Origin of the sequence: Streptomyces sp. NBC_00620 (genome assembly GCF_026341825.1) — a bacterium.
Lineage (GTDB): Bacteria > Actinomycetota > Actinomycetes > Streptomycetales > Streptomycetaceae > Streptomyces.
The window spans coordinates 1,428,322-1,444,681 of sequence record NZ_JAPENY010000003.1 but is presented as its reverse complement, the minus strand read 5'-3'; the positions used below and the strand labels follow the sequence as shown (position 1 = coordinate 1,444,681).

Here is a 16,360-nt window from a genome sequence, read left to right as displayed (position 1 = left end):
GCTCTATCCCTCACGGCGGCGGAAAGTGATCGCCACCTCGAACGTCGCCTCGGTGGACGCCTTCGAAAGGATCACCCCGGCCTCGGCCGTGAGTGTGATTCCGAAGGTGGCCGAAACCTCGCCGACTTCCCAGCCCTCCCGACCGGGCAGATTGCCGAGACCGCCGGCGACCGATTCAGCCCCCGCATGGATGGCGTCCCGAATATCGCCCAGCCGGTTTCTCAACGTCTCGGCGACATTGGATCCCCAGGCGATCTCGCGACCGCTCTCAAGATCCACGACTTGGACGAGTACACCGGTCGAGGCCTGGTCTACGGGCTCTGCCATGCGATTCCCCCTGATGTGCGGTTCCCGCATTCCGGCCGTGGAAGGCCTTGGGCGTTGAAGGCCGACCGGGAAAACGGTAGTTGATGTCACGTCAAGAATGCAGATTCTGAAGGTACTTGGCCGTCGCCGGGTCCGCGGGGAGAAACGTCTCGATGGCCAGCTCGGAGACCGTCACGTCCATCGGGGTGTTGAAGGTCGAGATGGACGAGATGAAGGACAGGATCCGGCCGTCGTGCTCGATCCGCATCGGGAGCGCGAAGTAGGGGACGGCGTCGAGGGGCTGGTCCTCCGGGGTGGGGTCCGGGACCGGGTACGCGGCCACCTCCTCGTACAGGGCGCGCAGCGGCTCCGAGCGGCGCAGGGCGATCTGCCGGTCCATCTGCGCGAGCAGGTGGTCGCGCCATGCGCGGTGATTGCGGATGCGCGGAGCCATGCCCTGCGGGTGCAGGGTCAGACGCATCGCGTTCAGCGGGGGCGCGAGAAGGGCTTCGGGGACACCGTCCAGGAGCATGACGATGCCCCGGTTCGCGGCGAGGACGTTGTACGTGGCGTCGACCACCAGCGCCGGGTACGGCTCGTAGCCCTGGATCAGTCGCTCCATGCCCTCGCGCAGGGCGTCCATCGCCGGGTCGTCGAGGGGGGTCTCCGGGTAGTGGGGCGCGTAGCCGGCGGCCAGCAGCAGCGCGTTGCGTTCCCGGACAGGGACCTCCAGGTGCTCGGCGAGGCGCAGCACCATCTCCTCGCTCGGGCGGGAGCGGCCCGTCTCGATGAAGCTGATGTGCCGGGCCGACGAACCGGCCCGCAGCGCCAGCTCCAGCTGACTCACCCGCCGCTGCTCCCGCCAGCCGCGCAGAAGCGGGCCGATGCCCTTGCCGTCGGGGGCACTTGGGAGCGCGGAGGCACCGGAAGCGACAATGCTCATACGAGGACGGTAGTCGAGGAGCGGTGCGTGAACGACATGAAGAACGGGCGGCTGGGCTGGGAGGCCGAGGCGGTCTACCGGGCACGGGTACGGGGCTGTCTGCTGGGCGGGGCGATCGGCGACGCGCTCGGCTATCCGATCGAGTTCGACTCACTGGACCGGATCCGCGCGGCGCACGGCCCCCGCGGAGTGACCGGACTGGTCCCCGACGGCGACGGGGTCGTGGGACGCGTCAGCGACGACACACAGATGACCCTGTTCACGGTGGAGGGCCTCCAGCAGGCGCACGCGCGTGAACGGCTCAAGGGCATCGGGGGCGGCTGGCCGCGGCTGGTGCGGTGGGCGTACGGACGGTGGCTGGACACCCAGACGCAGCCCGGGCCCGCCGCGGACGTCCACGGGGGACTCGCCGCGCAGAGCTGGCTGTACGCACGCCGGGCGCCCGGCAACGCCTGCCTCTCCGGGCTCCAGGAGCAGGACCACGTTCCCGACCCGATGACCGAGCTCGGCCCGCCCGGACCCGTCAACCCCGGCTCCAAGGGGTGCGGGACCGTGATGCGCTCGGCACCCTTCGGGCTGGCCCCCACCTCGGACGACTTCGCCTTCGGGATGGCCGCGCGGTGCGCCCGGATGACCCACGGCCACCCCACCGGGTACTACGCCGCCGGAGCGCTCGCCGCGATCGTCGTCCGTCTGGTCGCCGGGGAGTCCCTGGAGAGCGCCGTGCTGCGCGCCCTGCGGCTGCTGGCCCGCCACCCCGGGCACGAGGAGACCACCGCCGCCCTGACCAGGGCCCTCGACCTGGCCTCCGAAGGCGCCCCGACCGCCGAGAAGCTCGAGTTTCTCGGCGCCGGCTGGATCGCCGAGGAGGCCCTGGCCATGGGCGTCTACAGCGCCCTCGCCACCCCCGACGTCGCCGACGCCCTCCTCCTCTCCGTCAACCACTCCGGAGACAGCGACTCCACCGGCTCCATCTGCGGCAACCTCCTCGGCGCCCGGCACGGCGACCACGGGCTCCCGCAGGAGTGGCTGGAGCGGATCGAGGGGCGCGCCACGATCACCGTCCTGGCGGACGAATTCGCGGCGGAGTGCGTACGGCGCTGAGCCGCAGGGGTGGCGCGGCGGGCTTCGTCCGGCGGGAGCCCTTCCCTCCCCACTGGGGGATATCCCCCGTTCCGATCCTGAGGCCTGCCGGATCGTCTCCGCCCCGGGGACGGACCTAGCGTTCGGCCATGACTCCGACTTCGCGCACGCGCCTCGCCTTGGTTCTGGCCACCGCCATGCTGCTCGCCGCCGAGGCGGCCACCGCCGTGGCCCGGCCCGCGGGTTCCTCCGCCACAGACCGGTTACGCCGGGACACCGAGGCGATCCACGCCCTCGGTGTCAGCGGAGTGCAGGCCCGCGCGGTCGCACCTGACGGCCGGCAGTCGGTCGCCACCAGCGGCACGGCCGACCTGCGCACCGGCCGCCCGGTCCCTTCCGACGGCTACTTCCGCATGGCCAGCACGGCCAAGACGCTGGTCGCCACCGTGGTCCTCCAACTGGAGGCCGAGGGCGGGCTGTCCCTGGACGACACCGTCGACCACTGGCTGCCGGGAGTGGTGCGGGGCAACGGCAACGACGGCAGCCGGATCACCCTCCGCCAACTGCTCCAGCACACCAGCGGCATCCACGACGACCTGCCCGGATACACCACACCGGAGGAGTACTACCAGCAGCGCCACGACGTCCACAGTTCCGAGCAGCTGGTCGCCCGCGCCATGGCCCACGCGCCGGACTTCCCGCCCGGCGAGGGCTGGGCGTACTCCAACACCGACTACGTCCTGCTCGGCATGATCATCCAGACGGTCACCGGTCAACCCGCCCACCAGGAGATCGAAGAGCGCGTCCTGCGCCCGCTCGGCCTCGACCGGACCCGGTGGACCGGCACTTCCTCCGCCCTGCCCCGGCCGCACGCCGAGGCCTACCAGCTCTTCGGCCCCGGCTCCCTGGTGAACGTCACCGATCAGGTCGCGGTGGGCCACGAGATCTCGTTCGCCACGACCACGCGGGATGAGAACCGCCTCCTCCGCGCGCTGCTCGCGGGCCGCCTGCTGCCGCCGCGGCAGCTCGCCGAGATGAAGCAGACCGTCCCCGTGAGCGCGGACCTCCAGCAGTGGTGGCCGGGCGGCCGATACGGGCTCGGCCTGGTCGAACGCCCCCTGACCTGCGGAGGAACCTACTGGAGCCATGAGGGCGGGGACGGCGGCTACATCACCCTCAACGGCGTCACCGACGACGGCCGTCGGAGCGCCGTGGTCTCGATGTCCGAGGCACGCGGCGACACCCCGGAACACATCCTGGCCCAGGAGAACGCGGCCAGTGCCCTGATCGACCACGCACTGTGCGCCGGGGACCCCAGCAGCCCGTGAGCGGAGGCGTCGGCGCGAGGCTCAGGGCGGCCGAGTTCTCCGAGCCCCCGGAGCCGAGTTCCGGCGTCTGTGGCACGCTGGGAAACAGCCCCGCGCGCCCCCTCGTCGTACGAATGGAGCCAGGTCATGCCCGTCGAACCGCTGTCGCAGAAGGAGATCGAGGATCAGTTGGCGGACCTGCCGGGCTGGTCCCTGGACGGCGACCGGCTCGCCCGCACCTACCGGCTCGGTTCGCACTTCGCGGCGACCGCGCTCGTCGTGCACATCGCCCAGGTGCAGGACGAACTGGACCACCACTCCGACCTCACCCTCGGCTACAACACCGTCTCCCTCACCGTGAACACGCACAGCGTCGGCGGCGCGGTCACCGAGCTCGACCTCACGCTCGCCCGCAGGGTGGAGGACCTGGCTCCCGGGCACGGTGCGCACTGATCCGCATGCTGGACTACGACAAGGAAGCCGACGAGTACGACGCCACGCGAGGCGGTGAGCCGAGGGCCACGGCGGCCGCCGATGCCGTACTCGGCCTCGTCCCCGAAGACACCCGCACACTGCTCGACGTCGCCTGCGGCACCGGGATCGTGACCCGGCGCCTGGCCGCCGGGAGGCCGGGCCTGCGGGTGACGGGCGTGGACGCCGCGTACGGGATGGCGCGGATGGCGGCGGCGCGGATGCCGGGCGCCGTGGTCCTCGCCGACAGCCGCCGACTGCCCTTCCCCGACGGGGAGTTCGACGCCGTGACCAGCGTGTGGCTGCTTCATCTGGTCGACGGCCCCGAGGACGTCCGGGCCATCGTCGCCGAGTGCACGAGGGTGCTGCGGCCGGGCGGGGTGTACGTCACCACCGTCGACAAGGCCGCCGCGCACGACGTCGGCAGCGACATCGACGCCGTACTCGCCCCGCGTCCGCGCCGCCCCGCCCAGGACGGCGCCGAGCGCGTCGAGTCGTACGCCCTCGGGCACGGACTCGTCCCGGCGGGCCGGGCCCGGTTCCGGGGCCACGGCCAGGGGCGCAGCCCGCACAGTACGGTGGCGGACCTGCGGCGCGGCTGGTTCACGCAACTGGCGCCGGACGACCCCGTGACCGAGCGGTTCGCCACCCGCCTCGCGGCGCTCCCTCGTCAGCGACTCCCGCGTCCCGACCCGGAGTTCACCCTGCTGGCCTTCAGGAAACCGAAGCCCTCCGCGTGAAGTCCATGACCCAGTTGGTCACCCACGTCCGCTGCCCGTCCACGGAGAAGGCCTGCTCCCAGCGCGCCGTGCTGTCGGAGATCCCCGACCACACGAACCGCACCCGTACGTCCTTGCCGTCATGCGTGTCGTCCCCGTAGAACTCGCCCCGTCCGTCGGGCCCGAACCGTCCGGTCACCGGAGGGAACAGCTTGCCGGTGCGGTTGGTGGACCAGTTCAGCGACCACTCCTCCGTCGCGGGGTCGAAGAGCCGAAGGGTGAGCGCCTTCCAGTCCTGGACGGCAACGTCCATCTCGTCGATGTTCCCGGCTCCGTCGAAGAGGCTCCAGCCACGGTTCGTCGCCGCGAACTCCTCCCAGTCGCTGTCCGCGTCGAGGAAGTCGGTGCGGCGGCGGTGGCGGACGTCCCACTCGCCGTGGAAGAAGTCGAAGTCGTGCGCGGTGCTCATGAGCGGTCTCCTGTGGTGCCCTCGGGGAGGGTGTCGTGGATGTAGGCGTCGAGATCGGGTACTTCGGGCGCGAGCAAGTGCCGTACCCAGGCGTCGCGTTCGTGCAGGATCGGCGGCAGTTCCCAGACGCAGCCGATCCACGGGAGGTCGGGTGTGATGAAGTGCGTCGGGTCCCGGTCCGGGCAGCCGAGGACCGGCTGACCCGCCGACGCGCCCCGGAAGTGCAGGACGTTGTCCCACACCCAGCTGTACGCGTTGAGGTAGGCGCCGTCGTCGCCGCCCCGGTGCAGCACGACAAAGGTCGCGGGCGGGGTGTTGTCCGGCTCCGGGAGCAGTGCGGGCAGCATCGCGTACGCCGCCTTCTCCACGTCGGGCGTGATGCCGGCCGGGTCGGTGGTCACGTGGTAGCGCTTGATCCGCCGGCCCGCCACCTCGATCGGCGGCGGAACGGTCAGCAGTTTCTCCCTGAAGGCCATGCGAGCAAGCTAGGCCCACTCCACTGACACCTTCTGTCAGTGAAGTCTGGGATTCTGGAGAGGTGAAATCAGCGCGCCTCGTCTCGATCCTCCTGCTCCTCCAGACCCGCGGCCGGATGACCGCCAGCCAGCTCGCCAAGGAGCTGGAGGTGTCGGTGCGAACCGTGTACCGGGACGTGGACGCGCTGCACACGGCGGGCGTGCCGCTGTACGGGGACGCCGGGCACGCGGGCGGCTACCAGCTCCTGGACGGCTACCGCCTCCGTCTCACCGGGCTCACCGAGGGAGAGGCCGAGGCACTGTTCCTCGCCGGCGTCCCCGGACCCGCCGCCGAACTCGGACTCGGCTCGGTCCTCGCCGCCGCCCAGCTGAAAGTGCGCGCCGCACTCCCGGGCGAGCTGCGCGCGCACGCCGACCGGATCAGCGGCCGCTTCCACCTGGACGCGCCCGGCTGGTACGCGGACGCCGACGAGACCCCGTACCTCCCCGCCGTCGCCGACGCCGTGTGGAACAGCCGCGTCCTGCACATCCGCTACCGCCGCTGGCGCACACCCACCGACGTGCGGCGCCGCCTGGAGCCGTACGGCCTCGTCCTGAAAGCGGGCCGCTGGTATGTCGTCGCGGGCCCGGGACCGCGTACGTTCCGGGTCGACCAGATCCTCGAACTGGCAGTCTCCGACGAGGAGTTCACCCGCCCCGAGGACTTCGGTCTCGCCGCGTACTGGACCGCGTACCAGAGGGACTTCCACGACCGCCTGCACCAGGGCGAGGCCGTCGTCCGCATCGCGCCGGGAGTACAGCTGACGGGCCCGGCCGGCCGCGCCGCCGAGGCCAACGGCCGCCCGGACCGGGACGGTTGGGTTCAGGCCACCGTCCCCATCGAGTCGATCGGCCACGCGCACGCCGAGTTCCTGCGGCTGGGCACGGACATCGAGGTCCTGGCACCGGCCGAGCTGCGCGAGCGGATCGCCCGGACGGCCGTGGAACTGGCCGAGAGATACGGCAACTCCGCGGTGAGCGGCGACGACTGAGGGTTCGGAAACCGTCCGTCCTCTCAGGAGGTACGTCACGTGCAGCACCCGCATCCGCACAGCACCCGAAGAGCCGCACTCTCGGCCGTGATCGCCACGGCGGCCCTAGTCGCCGCCGGACTCACCGCGCTCACCCCGGGCACCGCCGAGGCCGCCACCGCCCGCCAGGTCGAGGCCCTCGACCGAGGCGTTGTCAGCGTCTATACGGGCAGTGGCAATCTCGTCAGCTGGCGCTGGCTCGGCACCGACCCGAACGACGTGTCGTTCAACGTCTACCGCGCAGGTACGAAGGTCAACTCGACCCCGATCACCGGCTCCACGAACTACTTCCACTCCGGTGCGCCCAACTCGGCCGACTACACGGTCCGCGCGGTCGTGGGCGGCGTCGAGCAGGGCGACTCGGTGCACGCGATCCAGTTCCGCACCGGATACAAGGACGTGCCCATCACCCCGCCCGCGGGCGGCACGACTCCGGACGGAGTCGCCTACACCTACGAGGCCAACGACGCCTCCGTCGGAGAGCTCGACGGCGACGGCGCACTCGACTTCGTCCTCAAATGGCAGCCGACGAACGCCAAGGACAACTCCCAGTCCGGCTACACCGGCAACACGATCATCGACGGCGTCAAGCTCGACGGCACCCGTCTGTGGCGCATCGACCTCGGCAGGAACATCCGCTCGGGCGCGCACTACACGCAGTTCCAGGTGTACGACTACGACGGCGACGGCAAGGCGGAGGTCGCCCTGAAGACGGCGGACGGAACGACGGACGGCCGGGGCACGGTGATCGGCAGTTCGTCCGCCGACTACCGGAACTCGAGCGGGTACGTGCTCTCCGGACCCGAGTTCCTGACCATGTTCAACGGGCAGACGGGCGCCGCCATGGGCACCGTCGACTACGTCCCGGCGCGCGGCACGGTCTCGTCCTGGGGCGACTCGTACGGCAACCGAGTCGACCGATTCCTCGCGGGCACCGCCTACTTGGACGGCGCCCGGCCCTCGCTCATCATGGCGCGCGGCTACTACACCCGTACCGTGATCGCCGCCTGGGACTGGCGGAACGGGGCGTTCACGCGCCGCTGGACCTTCGACACCAACTCCTCCACCAACAGCGGCAAGGGATTCGACGGCCAGGGCTCGCACAGCCTGTCCGTCGGTGACGTCGACGGCGACGGCAAGGACGAGATCGTCTACGGGGCGATGGCCGTCGACGACAACGGCAACGGGCTGTGGACCACGAAGACCGGCCACGGCGACGCCCAGCACCTGGGCGACCTGGACCCCTCGCACGCGGGCCTGGAGTACTTCAAGGTGTCGGAGTCGAGCGGCCAGCCGGCGGAGCTGTACATCAACCCGGCCAACGGGACCGTGAACTGGAGCCTCGCGGCCTGCTGCGACAACGGCAGGGGAGTGGCCGGGGACATCTACGCCGGCAACGACGGCGCCGAGATGTGGTCGGCCTCCGACACCTCCATCCGCGACGAGGCCGGCGCCACCAAGGGCCGCGAACCGTCCTCCGTCAACTTCCTGTCCTGGTGGGACGGAGACACCACCCGCGAACTCCTCGACGGCACCCACATCGACAAGTACGGCACGTCGTCCGACACCCGCCTGCTGACCGGCGCCTCGGTCCACTCCAACAACAGCACCAAGGCCACCCCGTCCCTGTCCGGCGACCTCTTCGGCGACTGGCGCGAGGAGGTCGTCTGGCCGACCTCGGCCAACACGGCCCTGCGCATCTACTCGACCCCGACCGAGACGACCACCAGGATCACCACCCTGCTCCACGACACGATGTACCGCACAGGCCTGGCCTGGCAGAACACCGCCTACAACCAGCCACCGCACCCGAGTTTCTTCATCGGCAACGGGATGGCGACGGCGCCGCGCCCGGCGGTCTACACGCCATAACCGAACAGGAGGGCGCGTGCCGGGCCCGGCACGTGCCCTCCGCCGCTCAACTCAACTCACCGCGCAGCTCTGCTCACCCAGCTTGAAGGCGGCCGGTTCGCTGTTGGCCCCCGACCAGCTCCCCGTGAAGCCGAAACTCACCGAGGAACCCGCCGCCACCTTCCCGTTCCAGCTCACGTTCTTCGCCGTGACGGCCGCACCGGACTGCGTGTACTCGGCGTTCCAGAGCTGTGTGATCCGCTGTCCGTCCGCGAAGGACCAGTTCAGCGTCCATCCGTCCCAGGCACTGGCACCCGTGTTGGTGAGTTTCACGTCGCCCTGGAAGCCGCCCGACCACTGGCTCGTGATGCCGTACGTCACCGAGCAGGCCCCGGAACCACCACCGCCTCCACCGCCGTCGTCGGGAGTGCCCGCCGTGTCGCCGTAGACGATCCCGCGCCCGTTCGTCGACACGTACACGCGCCCGTACACCCGCGGATCACCGGTGATGGCCGCGCCCGTCCAACCCCACTGGTGGGCATCGTCGTTGATCCGCGTCCAGCTCACGCCCTTGTCCGTCGACCTGAAGATCCCGCGTACGCCGCCGATCTTGGCGCTCGCGTAGAGCGTCTGGTACGAGGCTGCGGGCGCCGCCTTGCCGAAGCCGATCGTGTCGGCCTCCTCGATGCCCGGCAGCTTGGCGAAGGTCGCGCCGCCGTCCGTCGAGTGCCACAGCCCGTACGCGCCGTCGCTCGCGCCGCCCGCCAGCCACACATCACCCTTCGTACCGGACAGGGCCTTGAAGCGCACGCTGTCACCGCCCGGCAGTCCACTGGCGGCGGACGCGGTGAAGGTCGCTCCACCGTCCGAACTGACGTAGAACTTCCCCGACTTGAAGCCGTAGAAGGTCTTCGGGTCGACCCGGTCCGATTCGACGATCGCGCCGGCCGGGATCCCGCTCGACGCCGACCACGACGTTCCGAAACCGGTCGTGTACTGCACGCCGGTACCGGCCGGGCTCCACACGAAGCGGCTGCCGTCCGAGGCGGACGCGACCGTGCCGCCGCCGCTCACCCCCGAAGGGTCGGTCCCGGCGAACCAGTTGGCCCCGTTGTCCGTCGAGAACGCGATGTGCGGACCCGAGTCGAGGTTGCCGGCCCGCACCACCGTGTTCGGAGTGGACTCGGCGTAGTCGAGGCTCGTCGTCGAGGTGAAGTTCGGCGAGGTGTACATCATCGGCGGCACCTTGGTGAGGTCCGTGTGCCGGAAGCCGCCGATGTCCCCGAGGGCGCTGAGCAGCGGGGCGCCCGACGGGGGAGAGGCGAGGTCGTTGACGGCCGTCTCCTCCAGACCCTGCACCATCGGTTTGATGGTGAACTGGCTTCCGCTGTCCCAGTTGGTGAGGTTCTCCGTGCCGTAGACCGTCGCGCCCGTTCCGTACATCATCCGGGCGGAGTTGAACGGGTCGATCTCCAACGCCTCGGTCATCCAGCCGAGTTTGGGGGACTGCTCGGGCGGTGAGGGGTTCGCGCCGAAGGTCAGCCAGGGCGCGGACGACACGTCCATCGTGAAGCGGTTCGACCGGTTGGGGTACGAGGTGTAGTCCCAGGCCTTCGTCCAGGTACCGCCGCTGTCGGTGGACCGGAAGAGCTGGGTGTCCGGCCACCAGGAGCTGTACGCCGTCGCCATCACGGTGCCCGGATGCTGCCGGTCGACGGTCAGCCCGCTGAAGCCGTAGTAGGTGTCGGCCTCGGCGACCGGGCTGATGTTCGTCCAGGTCCCGGTCCTCGTCGCGTACCGCCACAGTTGGCCCTTGCCTCCGTCGTACGGGCCGCCCTTGTCGCTGTACGCGAGGTAGAGATAGCCGTTCGTCGCGTCGAGGACGCCCTTGTGGGACAGGTAGCCGGTGGGCTGGCCGGGGAGCCGGGACCAGGTCGCGCCCGCGTCCGTCGAGCGGTAGACCGCGTTGTCCTTGTCGGCGACCCCGACGTAGACGGTCTGGGTGGCGCTCCCGGACGAACCGGTCGACTCGTCGAAGGTGACCCACGCGATGCCCTGGTTGTCGGAGGCGTAGCCGCTGGTGTCGGTCGGATCCTGCACGTAGTTGCCGACGTTGGGGAAGCCGGTGACCTGGGACCACGAGACGCCCGAGTCCGTCGACCGCCACAGCCCCTTGCCGCTGGGCGCGCCGAGATACAGCACGCTGTTCCTGTTCGGGTCGACGGCGAGCCGCTCGCCCATGCCACGGCCCGGCATGTTCCCGCCCAGCTTGAAGGGCAGATCCGCCTTCTGCCAGCTGGCGCCCCGGTCGGCGGAGCGCAGCACGGCACCGCTGCCCGGGTCCCAGCTGTTGGTGTACGTGCCGACAGCCGCGTACACCTTGTCCGGGTCGACGGAGTCGGAGGCGAGGCTGACGACCCCGGTGTGCCCCCAGTCGTTCCAGCCGACCGAGTCGAGCAGCGGGGTCCAGGTCTTCGACGACTCCACCCAGCGGTAGGCGCCGCCGATGTCGGTACGGGCGTAGGCGAGGTTCTTCTCGGAGCGGTTGAAGACGATGCCGGGGACGAAACCGCCGCCGTCGATCCGGGCGTTCTTCCAGGTGTACGTGTCGGCGGCGATGACCGCCTTGGCGGAGGCGGGCGCGGCCAGCGCGGGCGGCGTGCCCGCGAGCAGGCCGGCCGCCAGTGCCAGCACCGCCGTGAGGATGCGGGTTCTTCGCACGGGGGGGTCCTTTCCGGAGGGTGAGGGCAAGCGCTTTCTCCATGAGCCGTGAGTGCCGGGCGGCCCTCAGTGCGGGAGAGGGCCGCCCGGCCGGTTGGCCCCGTCGTCAGGTGACGGGACCGAGCACGCGAAGCTTTCAGGCGGTTCCGAGGAAACACCGTGTAGCGGAGCGCCCCTTCAGGGGCGCGGGGAACTGCGCGACCAGCCACAACGGACCCGCAGTCAAAACACGGCCCGACCCGCGGAGCGCCCGGCGGGGACTATTCGAGAAGCTCCGCGTACGACCCCATGGCCAAGGCGATGTCCGCCTGGGCCCAGAACCGGTGGTACGTGAAGGAGGGCGCGGCTCCGCCCGCCAGATAGGACTCGATCTTCGACCACGCGGGGTCGTCCTCGTAGAAGGAGCGGATCGAGTCGAAGGTCGACGAGGAGTTGATCGCGTCCCCGTTCGGCATCGTGCCGCTCCAGCCGCTCGGGACGTACAGGCCGTCGTCGAAGCGGTTGTAGTCGGCGCGGGTCTCCGGGACGGCGATGCCCAGGCCGTCCTGGTAGTTGCCCCACATGCCGTCGAGCAGCGCCTTCGCGGTCGTCGCGGCCTGCGTGTCACCGGACCTGTCGGCGTAGTACGTCAGGGTCTTGGCGTACGCGGCCGCCACACCGACGTCGTTGGTGTAGTCGGCGACGGTGACGTGAAGTCCGCTGTTGGCTCCCGGACTTGAGACGTTCCAGGTGTCCGGGGCGCCGGACCACTGGAGGGTGGAGGGGATCAGGTAGGTGCCGTCCGGGTTGATCGTGGTCTTGGACAGCGCCCAGTCGACCCACTTGTCGAGGACCGCCTTCGCGCTCGCGTTCCCCGTCTGCTGGTAGTACTCGGCGACACGCTCCATGGACCACGCCTGGAAGCCGAACCACTGGTTGGACGGCGGGTCGTGGTACACGGGCTTCTCGTCGTAGTACATGCCGTAGAAGGTCGGTGTCCCGGCCGGGGGAGCCGCGTAACGGCCCGCCCAGCTGTTGGTCGCACCGCCCGCGATGGCGCCCTCGTTCGACTGCAGCCAGCGGTAGAACTCCAGCTGCCTGCCCAGGGAGGTGGCCCAATCCGCCTGCCCTGTCGAGGACTTGGGCTTCAGATCGGCGTACGAGCTGAGCGCGTACGCCGCCAGGGGGTTCTGGTAGCCGCCGTGGGTGTGGCTGGAGCCGATGCGCCAGGCCCAGCCCGCCGAGGTGTCGGTGGCGCCGCCCCAGGCGTAGTACCAGGACATCAGATAGTGCGAGGCGTCCTTGCCGGTACCGGCCGCGCAGGCCGAGGGACCGACGCAGTTCCCTATTTTCTTGAAGTACTTGTCGTACATGGAGTAGCGCAGATAGTCGCCCATCTTCGCGGCCTTGCCCACGGTCGCCGAGACATCGGCGCCCTTGCCCTGCTGCTCGGCCCACACGTCGGCCCAGTACGCGGCCTGCACGGCCCGCGCGTCGGCGTCCGGCGCGTTGGTGAACTTCCACTGCTTCGCGTACGAGGCGTCCCCGGTGAAGAGGTCCAAGTACCCGTTCGTGCCGCCGTACTTGAAGGCGTCACAGGTGGGCTGCGGGACCGTCTCCCACACCGACTCCTGCGGGCCGCGCTGGAAGGTGTTGATGTACGAAGGGCCGGTGTCCGCCGGCCCCGCCTCGCACTTGCCGGGCGAGTTGCCGTAGCCGTAGACGTTGTCCACGTCCTGGAGCCAGTGCATCCCGTACACGTCGTCCGTGCCGTACGCGCTCTTCAGCTCGGCGGCGATCGGATCGGGACCGACCGACACACCGGTGTCGAGCTGGGCCGGGTACTGGTTCGGGGTGTCGTACTCGGGTGCGTACGTCGCCGGCTTCGAGGCGTTGTAGAAGGAGTTCGTCGGCTGGTCGGCGTGCGTGGGGATCATGTACGTCTCCATGGTCGTCCACGCGGCGTTGAACTTGGACCAGTCGCCGGTGACCTTCCCGTACATCGCCTGCAGCCAGATCAGATAGCTGTACGCCTCCGAGGTCGTCTCATGGCCCTGGTCCGGCGCCTCGACGATCAGCGTCTCCACCGAGTGGTACGGAATTCCCTCGGGGGAGAAGTAGCCGTTCGCCGGGTTGGTGATCTTGCCGTACAGGTCCAGGAAACGGGCGTCGTACGCCTTCGACGCGGCCAGCTCCGTCACGGTGACCGTGGCCGGGGCATGGCCGGTCGCGGACGCCGTGAAGGTCGCCGAGCCCGTGCCGGAGGCATCGGCGGTGATGGTCACCTGCTGCGCCGTGTTCCAGTTGGACGGCGTGAAGGTGAGCGAGGCGCCGCCGGTGACGGACAGGCCCGTGTTGCCTGCGGTGCGGGCCACGGAGACGGTCGTATTCGCGCTCGGCTGCGTCGACAGCTTCACGTCGAAGGTGCCCGACTTGCCCTGCTGGACGCCGAGTTGATCGGGTGACGCCACCACGGCGGGACCCGAGGCGACCGTGATGCCGACCGGCGTGGAGTCCGCCGACGCGCCAAGGCTGTCGTACGCCTTCGCGACCAGGGAGTGGCTGCCCACGGTCAGGCTGCTGACCGACAGCGTGTAGGGCGAGCTGGTGTCCGTGCCGAGCAGGGTCGTGTCGTCGTAGAACTCGATCCTGCTGATGGTCGCGCTGTCGGCTGCCGCCGCCGTCGCGGCCAGCGGGACCGCGCTGCCCTGGGTGTAGACGGCGCCCGGAGCCGGGCTGGTCAGCACGGTGACCGGCGGCTGGTGCGCGCCGGCGCAGGTGGTGCCGTTGACCGCGAAGGAGGTCGGGGCGGTGTTCGTGCCGCTGTAGGTGAACTGGGCGCCGGTGGTGACGGCGGCCCCGGCGGCGATCGTGCCGTTCCAGGAGGCGTTCTGCACGGTGACCGCCTTGCCGGACTGGGACCAGGTGCCGTTCCAGCCGTTGGTGAGGGTCTGGTTGCCCGCGTAGCCGTACGTCAGGGTCCAGCCGCTGATCGCGTCCGTACCCCGGTTGGTGATCGTCAGATCCGCGGTGAAGCCGGAGCCCCAGTCGTTGGTCCGATAGTCGACGCTGCACTGAACTACCGCCGCGTGGGCGGGAGTTGTGCCGGTCGTGAGCATGGTCAGCGGAAGGGCGAGGGCCGCCACGACAGCCGTCCACAGCCGCCGCGCGGTGCGACGTCTCCGTCTGGGATGCATGTGCTGGTTCCTCCTTGCGGCTCGGAGAAGGGGGGAGGAGCAACAAGCCTTGAACCAGTGGGAGCGCTCCCATACTGATGAGAGGGGTGAGGGGGGTCAAGGTGCTTGAAGAGTCGAAATGATTCGATTGATCAACAGTGCAACTGCTCTGTCCTTTGCCGTCACTTGGCGCTAGCTTCATCCGCACCAGTGGGAGCGGTTCCATCAGTCGACGCGTCCGTCACGACACGTCAGAGCTGCAAGGAGTCGCTTCATGAGACATCCCCCGCGATTAGGCATTTTGGTTCTCGGCGCCGCGGCAGCCCTCATCGGCACCGCGATCGCGCCGGTCGTCACGGCTTCGGGAGCCGCACCCGCGTGCACGGTGGAGTACTCCGTCACCGGCCAGTGGGACACCGGCTTCCAGGGCGCCGTCAAAGTCACCAACAACATGGCCGCGCTGAGCAGTTGGACCGTCGGCTTCGACTTCGCGAGTGGTCAGAAGGTCACCCAGGGCTGGAACGCCAAGTGGTCCCAGTCCGGTACGACGGTCACCGCCGCCAACGAGAGCTGGAACGGTTCGCTGGGCACAGGGGCCAGTGTCAGCGCCGGTTTCCTCGCCTCGTGGTCGGGGAGCAACGCCGTACCGACCTCGTTCAAGCTCAACGGAACGACGTGCAACGTGGACGCCGAGCCGACGCCCACGCCCACCCCGACCGAGCCACCGCCTGACACCGGCGAAGCACCCGAACTGCACGTCTCGGGCAACAAACTCCTCGACGCGGACGGCGCCACCCGCAGACTGCTCGGCGTCAACCGCTCCGGCGGCGAGTACATGTGCGTCCAGGGCTACGGCATCTTCGACGGGCCGGTCGACGACGCCTCGGTCAAGGCCATCGCCGACTGGAACGCCAACACCGTCCGCATCCCGCTGAACGAGGAGTGCTGGCTCGGCCTGTCCAACATCAAGCCCGAGTACGCCGGCGCCAACTACATCGCCGCCGTCAAGGACCTGGTGGCGAAGGTCGAGGCGCACGGCATGACGCCGATGCTCGAACTGCACTGGTCCTACGGCCAGTACACGGGCAACTCCGCCGGCTGCTCGGACGTGCACGCCAGCTGCCAGAAACCGATGCCGAACGCCCAGTACACGCCGTCCTTCTGGACCTCCGTCGCGAGCACCTTCAAGGACGACAGGGCCGTCGCGTTCGACCTGTTCAACGAGCCCTACCCGGACCGCGCGACCTCCACGACCACCCAGGCGTGGACCTGCTGGCGGGACGGCGGCAACTGCCCCGGCATCGGCTACGAGGTCGCCGGAATGCAGGACCTCGTCGACGCGGTACGGGGCACCGGCGCCCAGAACCTGATCCTGGCCGGCGGGCTCGCGTACTCGAACGATCTGAGCCAGTGGCTGACGTACCGACCCAGCGACCCGACGGGCAATCTCGTCGCCGCCTGGCACGTCTACAACTTCAACACCTGCTCCAGTGAGAGCTGCTGGGACTCCACGCTCGCCCCCGTCGCGGCCCAAGTCCCGCTCGTGGCGGGCGAGATCGGCGAGAACACCTGCGCACACTCCTTCATCGATCGCGTCATGGCGTGGTTCGACGCGCGGGGTCTCTCCTACCTCGGCTGGACCTGGAACACCTGGGACTGCTCCTCCGGTCCCGCCCTGATCTCCAACTACGACGGCACTCCCACGCCGTTCGGCATCGGGCTGCGCGACCACCTCCTCGCCCTCAACGGATAAGCGCCACCCGTGAGTTGACCCCGGTCGTTCGTCAAC

At 69.7% G+C, this 16,360-nt stretch carries 13 protein-coding genes; 7 read left to right on the top strand and 6 right to left on the bottom strand.

Annotated features, from left to right (window positions below):
- Window positions 1-3 precede the first annotated feature (3 nt).
- Window positions 4-327 (bottom strand): CU044_2847 family protein, encoded by a 324-nt coding sequence (locus OG246_RS37660; protein ID WP_266473408.1) that lies wholly within the window; start codon window positions 325-327, stop codon window positions 4-6.
- Between the two features lie 91 nt (window positions 328-418).
- Window positions 419-1,249, bottom strand: coding sequence for a helix-turn-helix domain-containing protein (locus OG246_RS37655; protein ID WP_266473406.1), 831 nt, complete (start codon window positions 1,247-1,249; stop codon window positions 419-421).
- A 36-nt stretch (window positions 1,250-1,285) separates the two neighbouring features.
- Here OG246_RS37655 and OG246_RS37650 point away from each other — a divergent pair, with 36 nt between their 5' ends.
- The 4 genes from OG246_RS37650 to OG246_RS37635 all read left to right on the top strand — a co-directional run bounded on the left by OG246_RS37650 (window position 1,286) and on the right by OG246_RS37635 (window position 4,850).
- Window positions 1,286-2,353 carry an ADP-ribosylglycohydrolase family protein gene (locus tag OG246_RS37650; protein WP_266474988.1) on the top strand — a complete coding sequence of 356 codons (1,068 nt, stop codon included), beginning with the start codon at window positions 1,286-1,288 and terminating at the stop codon, window positions 2,351-2,353.
- A 128-nt stretch (window positions 2,354-2,481) separates the two neighbouring features.
- The gene (locus OG246_RS37645) at window positions 2,482-3,660 is read left to right on the top strand and encodes a serine hydrolase (RefSeq protein ID WP_266473404.1); all 1,179 of its coding nucleotides are present in this window, start codon (window positions 2,482-2,484) and stop codon (window positions 3,658-3,660) included.
- Between the two features lie 126 nt (window positions 3,661-3,786).
- A complete protein-coding gene (locus OG246_RS37640) occupies window positions 3,787-4,092 on the top strand; it encodes a 4a-hydroxytetrahydrobiopterin dehydratase (RefSeq protein ID WP_266473403.1) in 306 nt (101 codons plus the stop codon).
- Between the two features lie 5 nt (window positions 4,093-4,097).
- Window positions 4,098-4,850, top strand: coding sequence for a class I SAM-dependent methyltransferase (locus OG246_RS37635; protein WP_266473402.1), 753 nt, complete (start codon window positions 4,098-4,100; stop codon window positions 4,848-4,850).
- Here the strand turns inward: OG246_RS37635 and OG246_RS37630 are convergent.
- Window positions 4,825-5,298, bottom strand: coding sequence for a hypothetical protein (locus tag OG246_RS37630; protein ID WP_266473401.1), 474 nt, complete (start codon window positions 5,296-5,298; stop codon window positions 4,825-4,827). The two genes, OG246_RS37635 and OG246_RS37630, sit on opposite strands and share 26 nt — an antisense overlap.
- Window positions 5,295-5,774, bottom strand: a complete 480-nt coding sequence (locus OG246_RS37625) for a hypothetical protein (RefSeq protein WP_266473400.1) — start codon at window positions 5,772-5,774, stop codon at window positions 5,295-5,297. Before OG246_RS37625 ends, OG246_RS37630 begins: the two co-directional genes overlap by 4 nt.
- A 62-nt stretch (window positions 5,775-5,836) precedes the next feature.
- On the opposite strand from OG246_RS37625, the gene OG246_RS37620 reads away from it, so the two are divergent.
- Together OG246_RS37620 and OG246_RS37615 are read left to right on the top strand one after the other, a co-directional pair.
- Window positions 5,837-6,805, top strand: coding sequence for a YafY family protein (locus OG246_RS37620; RefSeq protein WP_266473399.1), 969 nt, complete (start codon window positions 5,837-5,839; stop codon window positions 6,803-6,805).
- Window positions 6,806-6,844: 39 nt separating this feature from the next.
- On the top strand, window positions 6,845-8,716 hold the full coding sequence (locus OG246_RS37615; protein WP_266473397.1) for a rhamnogalacturonan lyase: 1,872 nt from the start codon (window positions 6,845-6,847) through the stop codon (window positions 8,714-8,716).
- Between the two features lie 51 nt (window positions 8,717-8,767).
- On the opposite strand, the gene OG246_RS37610 is transcribed toward OG246_RS37615, so the two are convergent.
- Window positions 8,768-11,416: a cellulose binding domain-containing protein gene (locus OG246_RS37610; protein WP_266473395.1), complete on the bottom strand. Its 2,649-nt coding sequence runs from the start codon at window positions 11,414-11,416 to the stop codon at window positions 8,768-8,770.
- 260 nt (window positions 11,417-11,676) lie between these two features.
- Window positions 11,677-14,592, bottom strand: a complete 2,916-nt coding sequence (locus OG246_RS37605; RefSeq protein ID WP_266473393.1) for a glycoside hydrolase family 48 protein — start codon at window positions 14,590-14,592, stop codon at window positions 11,677-11,679.
- 253 nt (window positions 14,593-14,845) lie between these two features.
- Between OG246_RS37605 and OG246_RS37600 the strand changes: the two genes are divergently transcribed.
- On the top strand, window positions 14,846-16,324 hold the full coding sequence (locus OG246_RS37600; protein WP_266473391.1) for a cellulose binding domain-containing protein: 1,479 nt from the start codon (window positions 14,846-14,848) through the stop codon (window positions 16,322-16,324).
- Window positions 16,325-16,360 lie beyond the last annotated feature (36 nt).

Bases quoted from the DNA above. Each gene is read 5' to 3' on its own strand.
- OG246_RS37660 (WP_266473408.1), bottom strand. From the start codon at position 327: ATGGCAGAGCCCGTAGACCAGGCCTCGACCGGTGTACTCGTCCAAGTC.
- OG246_RS37655 (WP_266473406.1), bottom strand. From the start codon at position 1,249: ATGAGCATTGTCGCTTCCGGTGCCTCCGCGCTCCCAAGTGCCCCCGAC.
- OG246_RS37650 (WP_266474988.1), top strand. From the start codon at position 1,286: ATGAAGAACGGGCGGCTGGGCTGGGAGGCCGAGGCGGTCTACCGGGCA.
- OG246_RS37645 (WP_266473404.1), top strand. From the start codon at position 2,482: ATGACTCCGACTTCGCGCACGCGCCTCGCCTTGGTTCTGGCCACCGCC.
- OG246_RS37640 (WP_266473403.1), top strand. From the start codon at position 3,787: ATGCCCGTCGAACCGCTGTCGCAGAAGGAGATCGAGGATCAGTTGGCG.
- OG246_RS37635 (WP_266473402.1), top strand. From the start codon at position 4,098: ATGCTGGACTACGACAAGGAAGCCGACGAGTACGACGCCACGCGAGGC.
- OG246_RS37630 (WP_266473401.1), bottom strand. From the start codon at position 5,298: ATGAGCACCGCGCACGACTTCGACTTCTTCCACGGCGAGTGGGACGTC.
- OG246_RS37625 (WP_266473400.1), bottom strand. From the start codon at position 5,774: ATGGCCTTCAGGGAGAAACTGCTGACCGTTCCGCCGCCGATCGAGGTG.
- OG246_RS37605 (WP_266473393.1), bottom strand. From the start codon at position 14,592: ATGCATCCCAGACGGAGACGTCGCACCGCGCGGCGGCTGTGGACGGCT.
- OG246_RS37600 (WP_266473391.1), top strand. From the start codon at position 14,846: ATGAGACATCCCCCGCGATTAGGCATTTTGGTTCTCGGCGCCGCGGCA.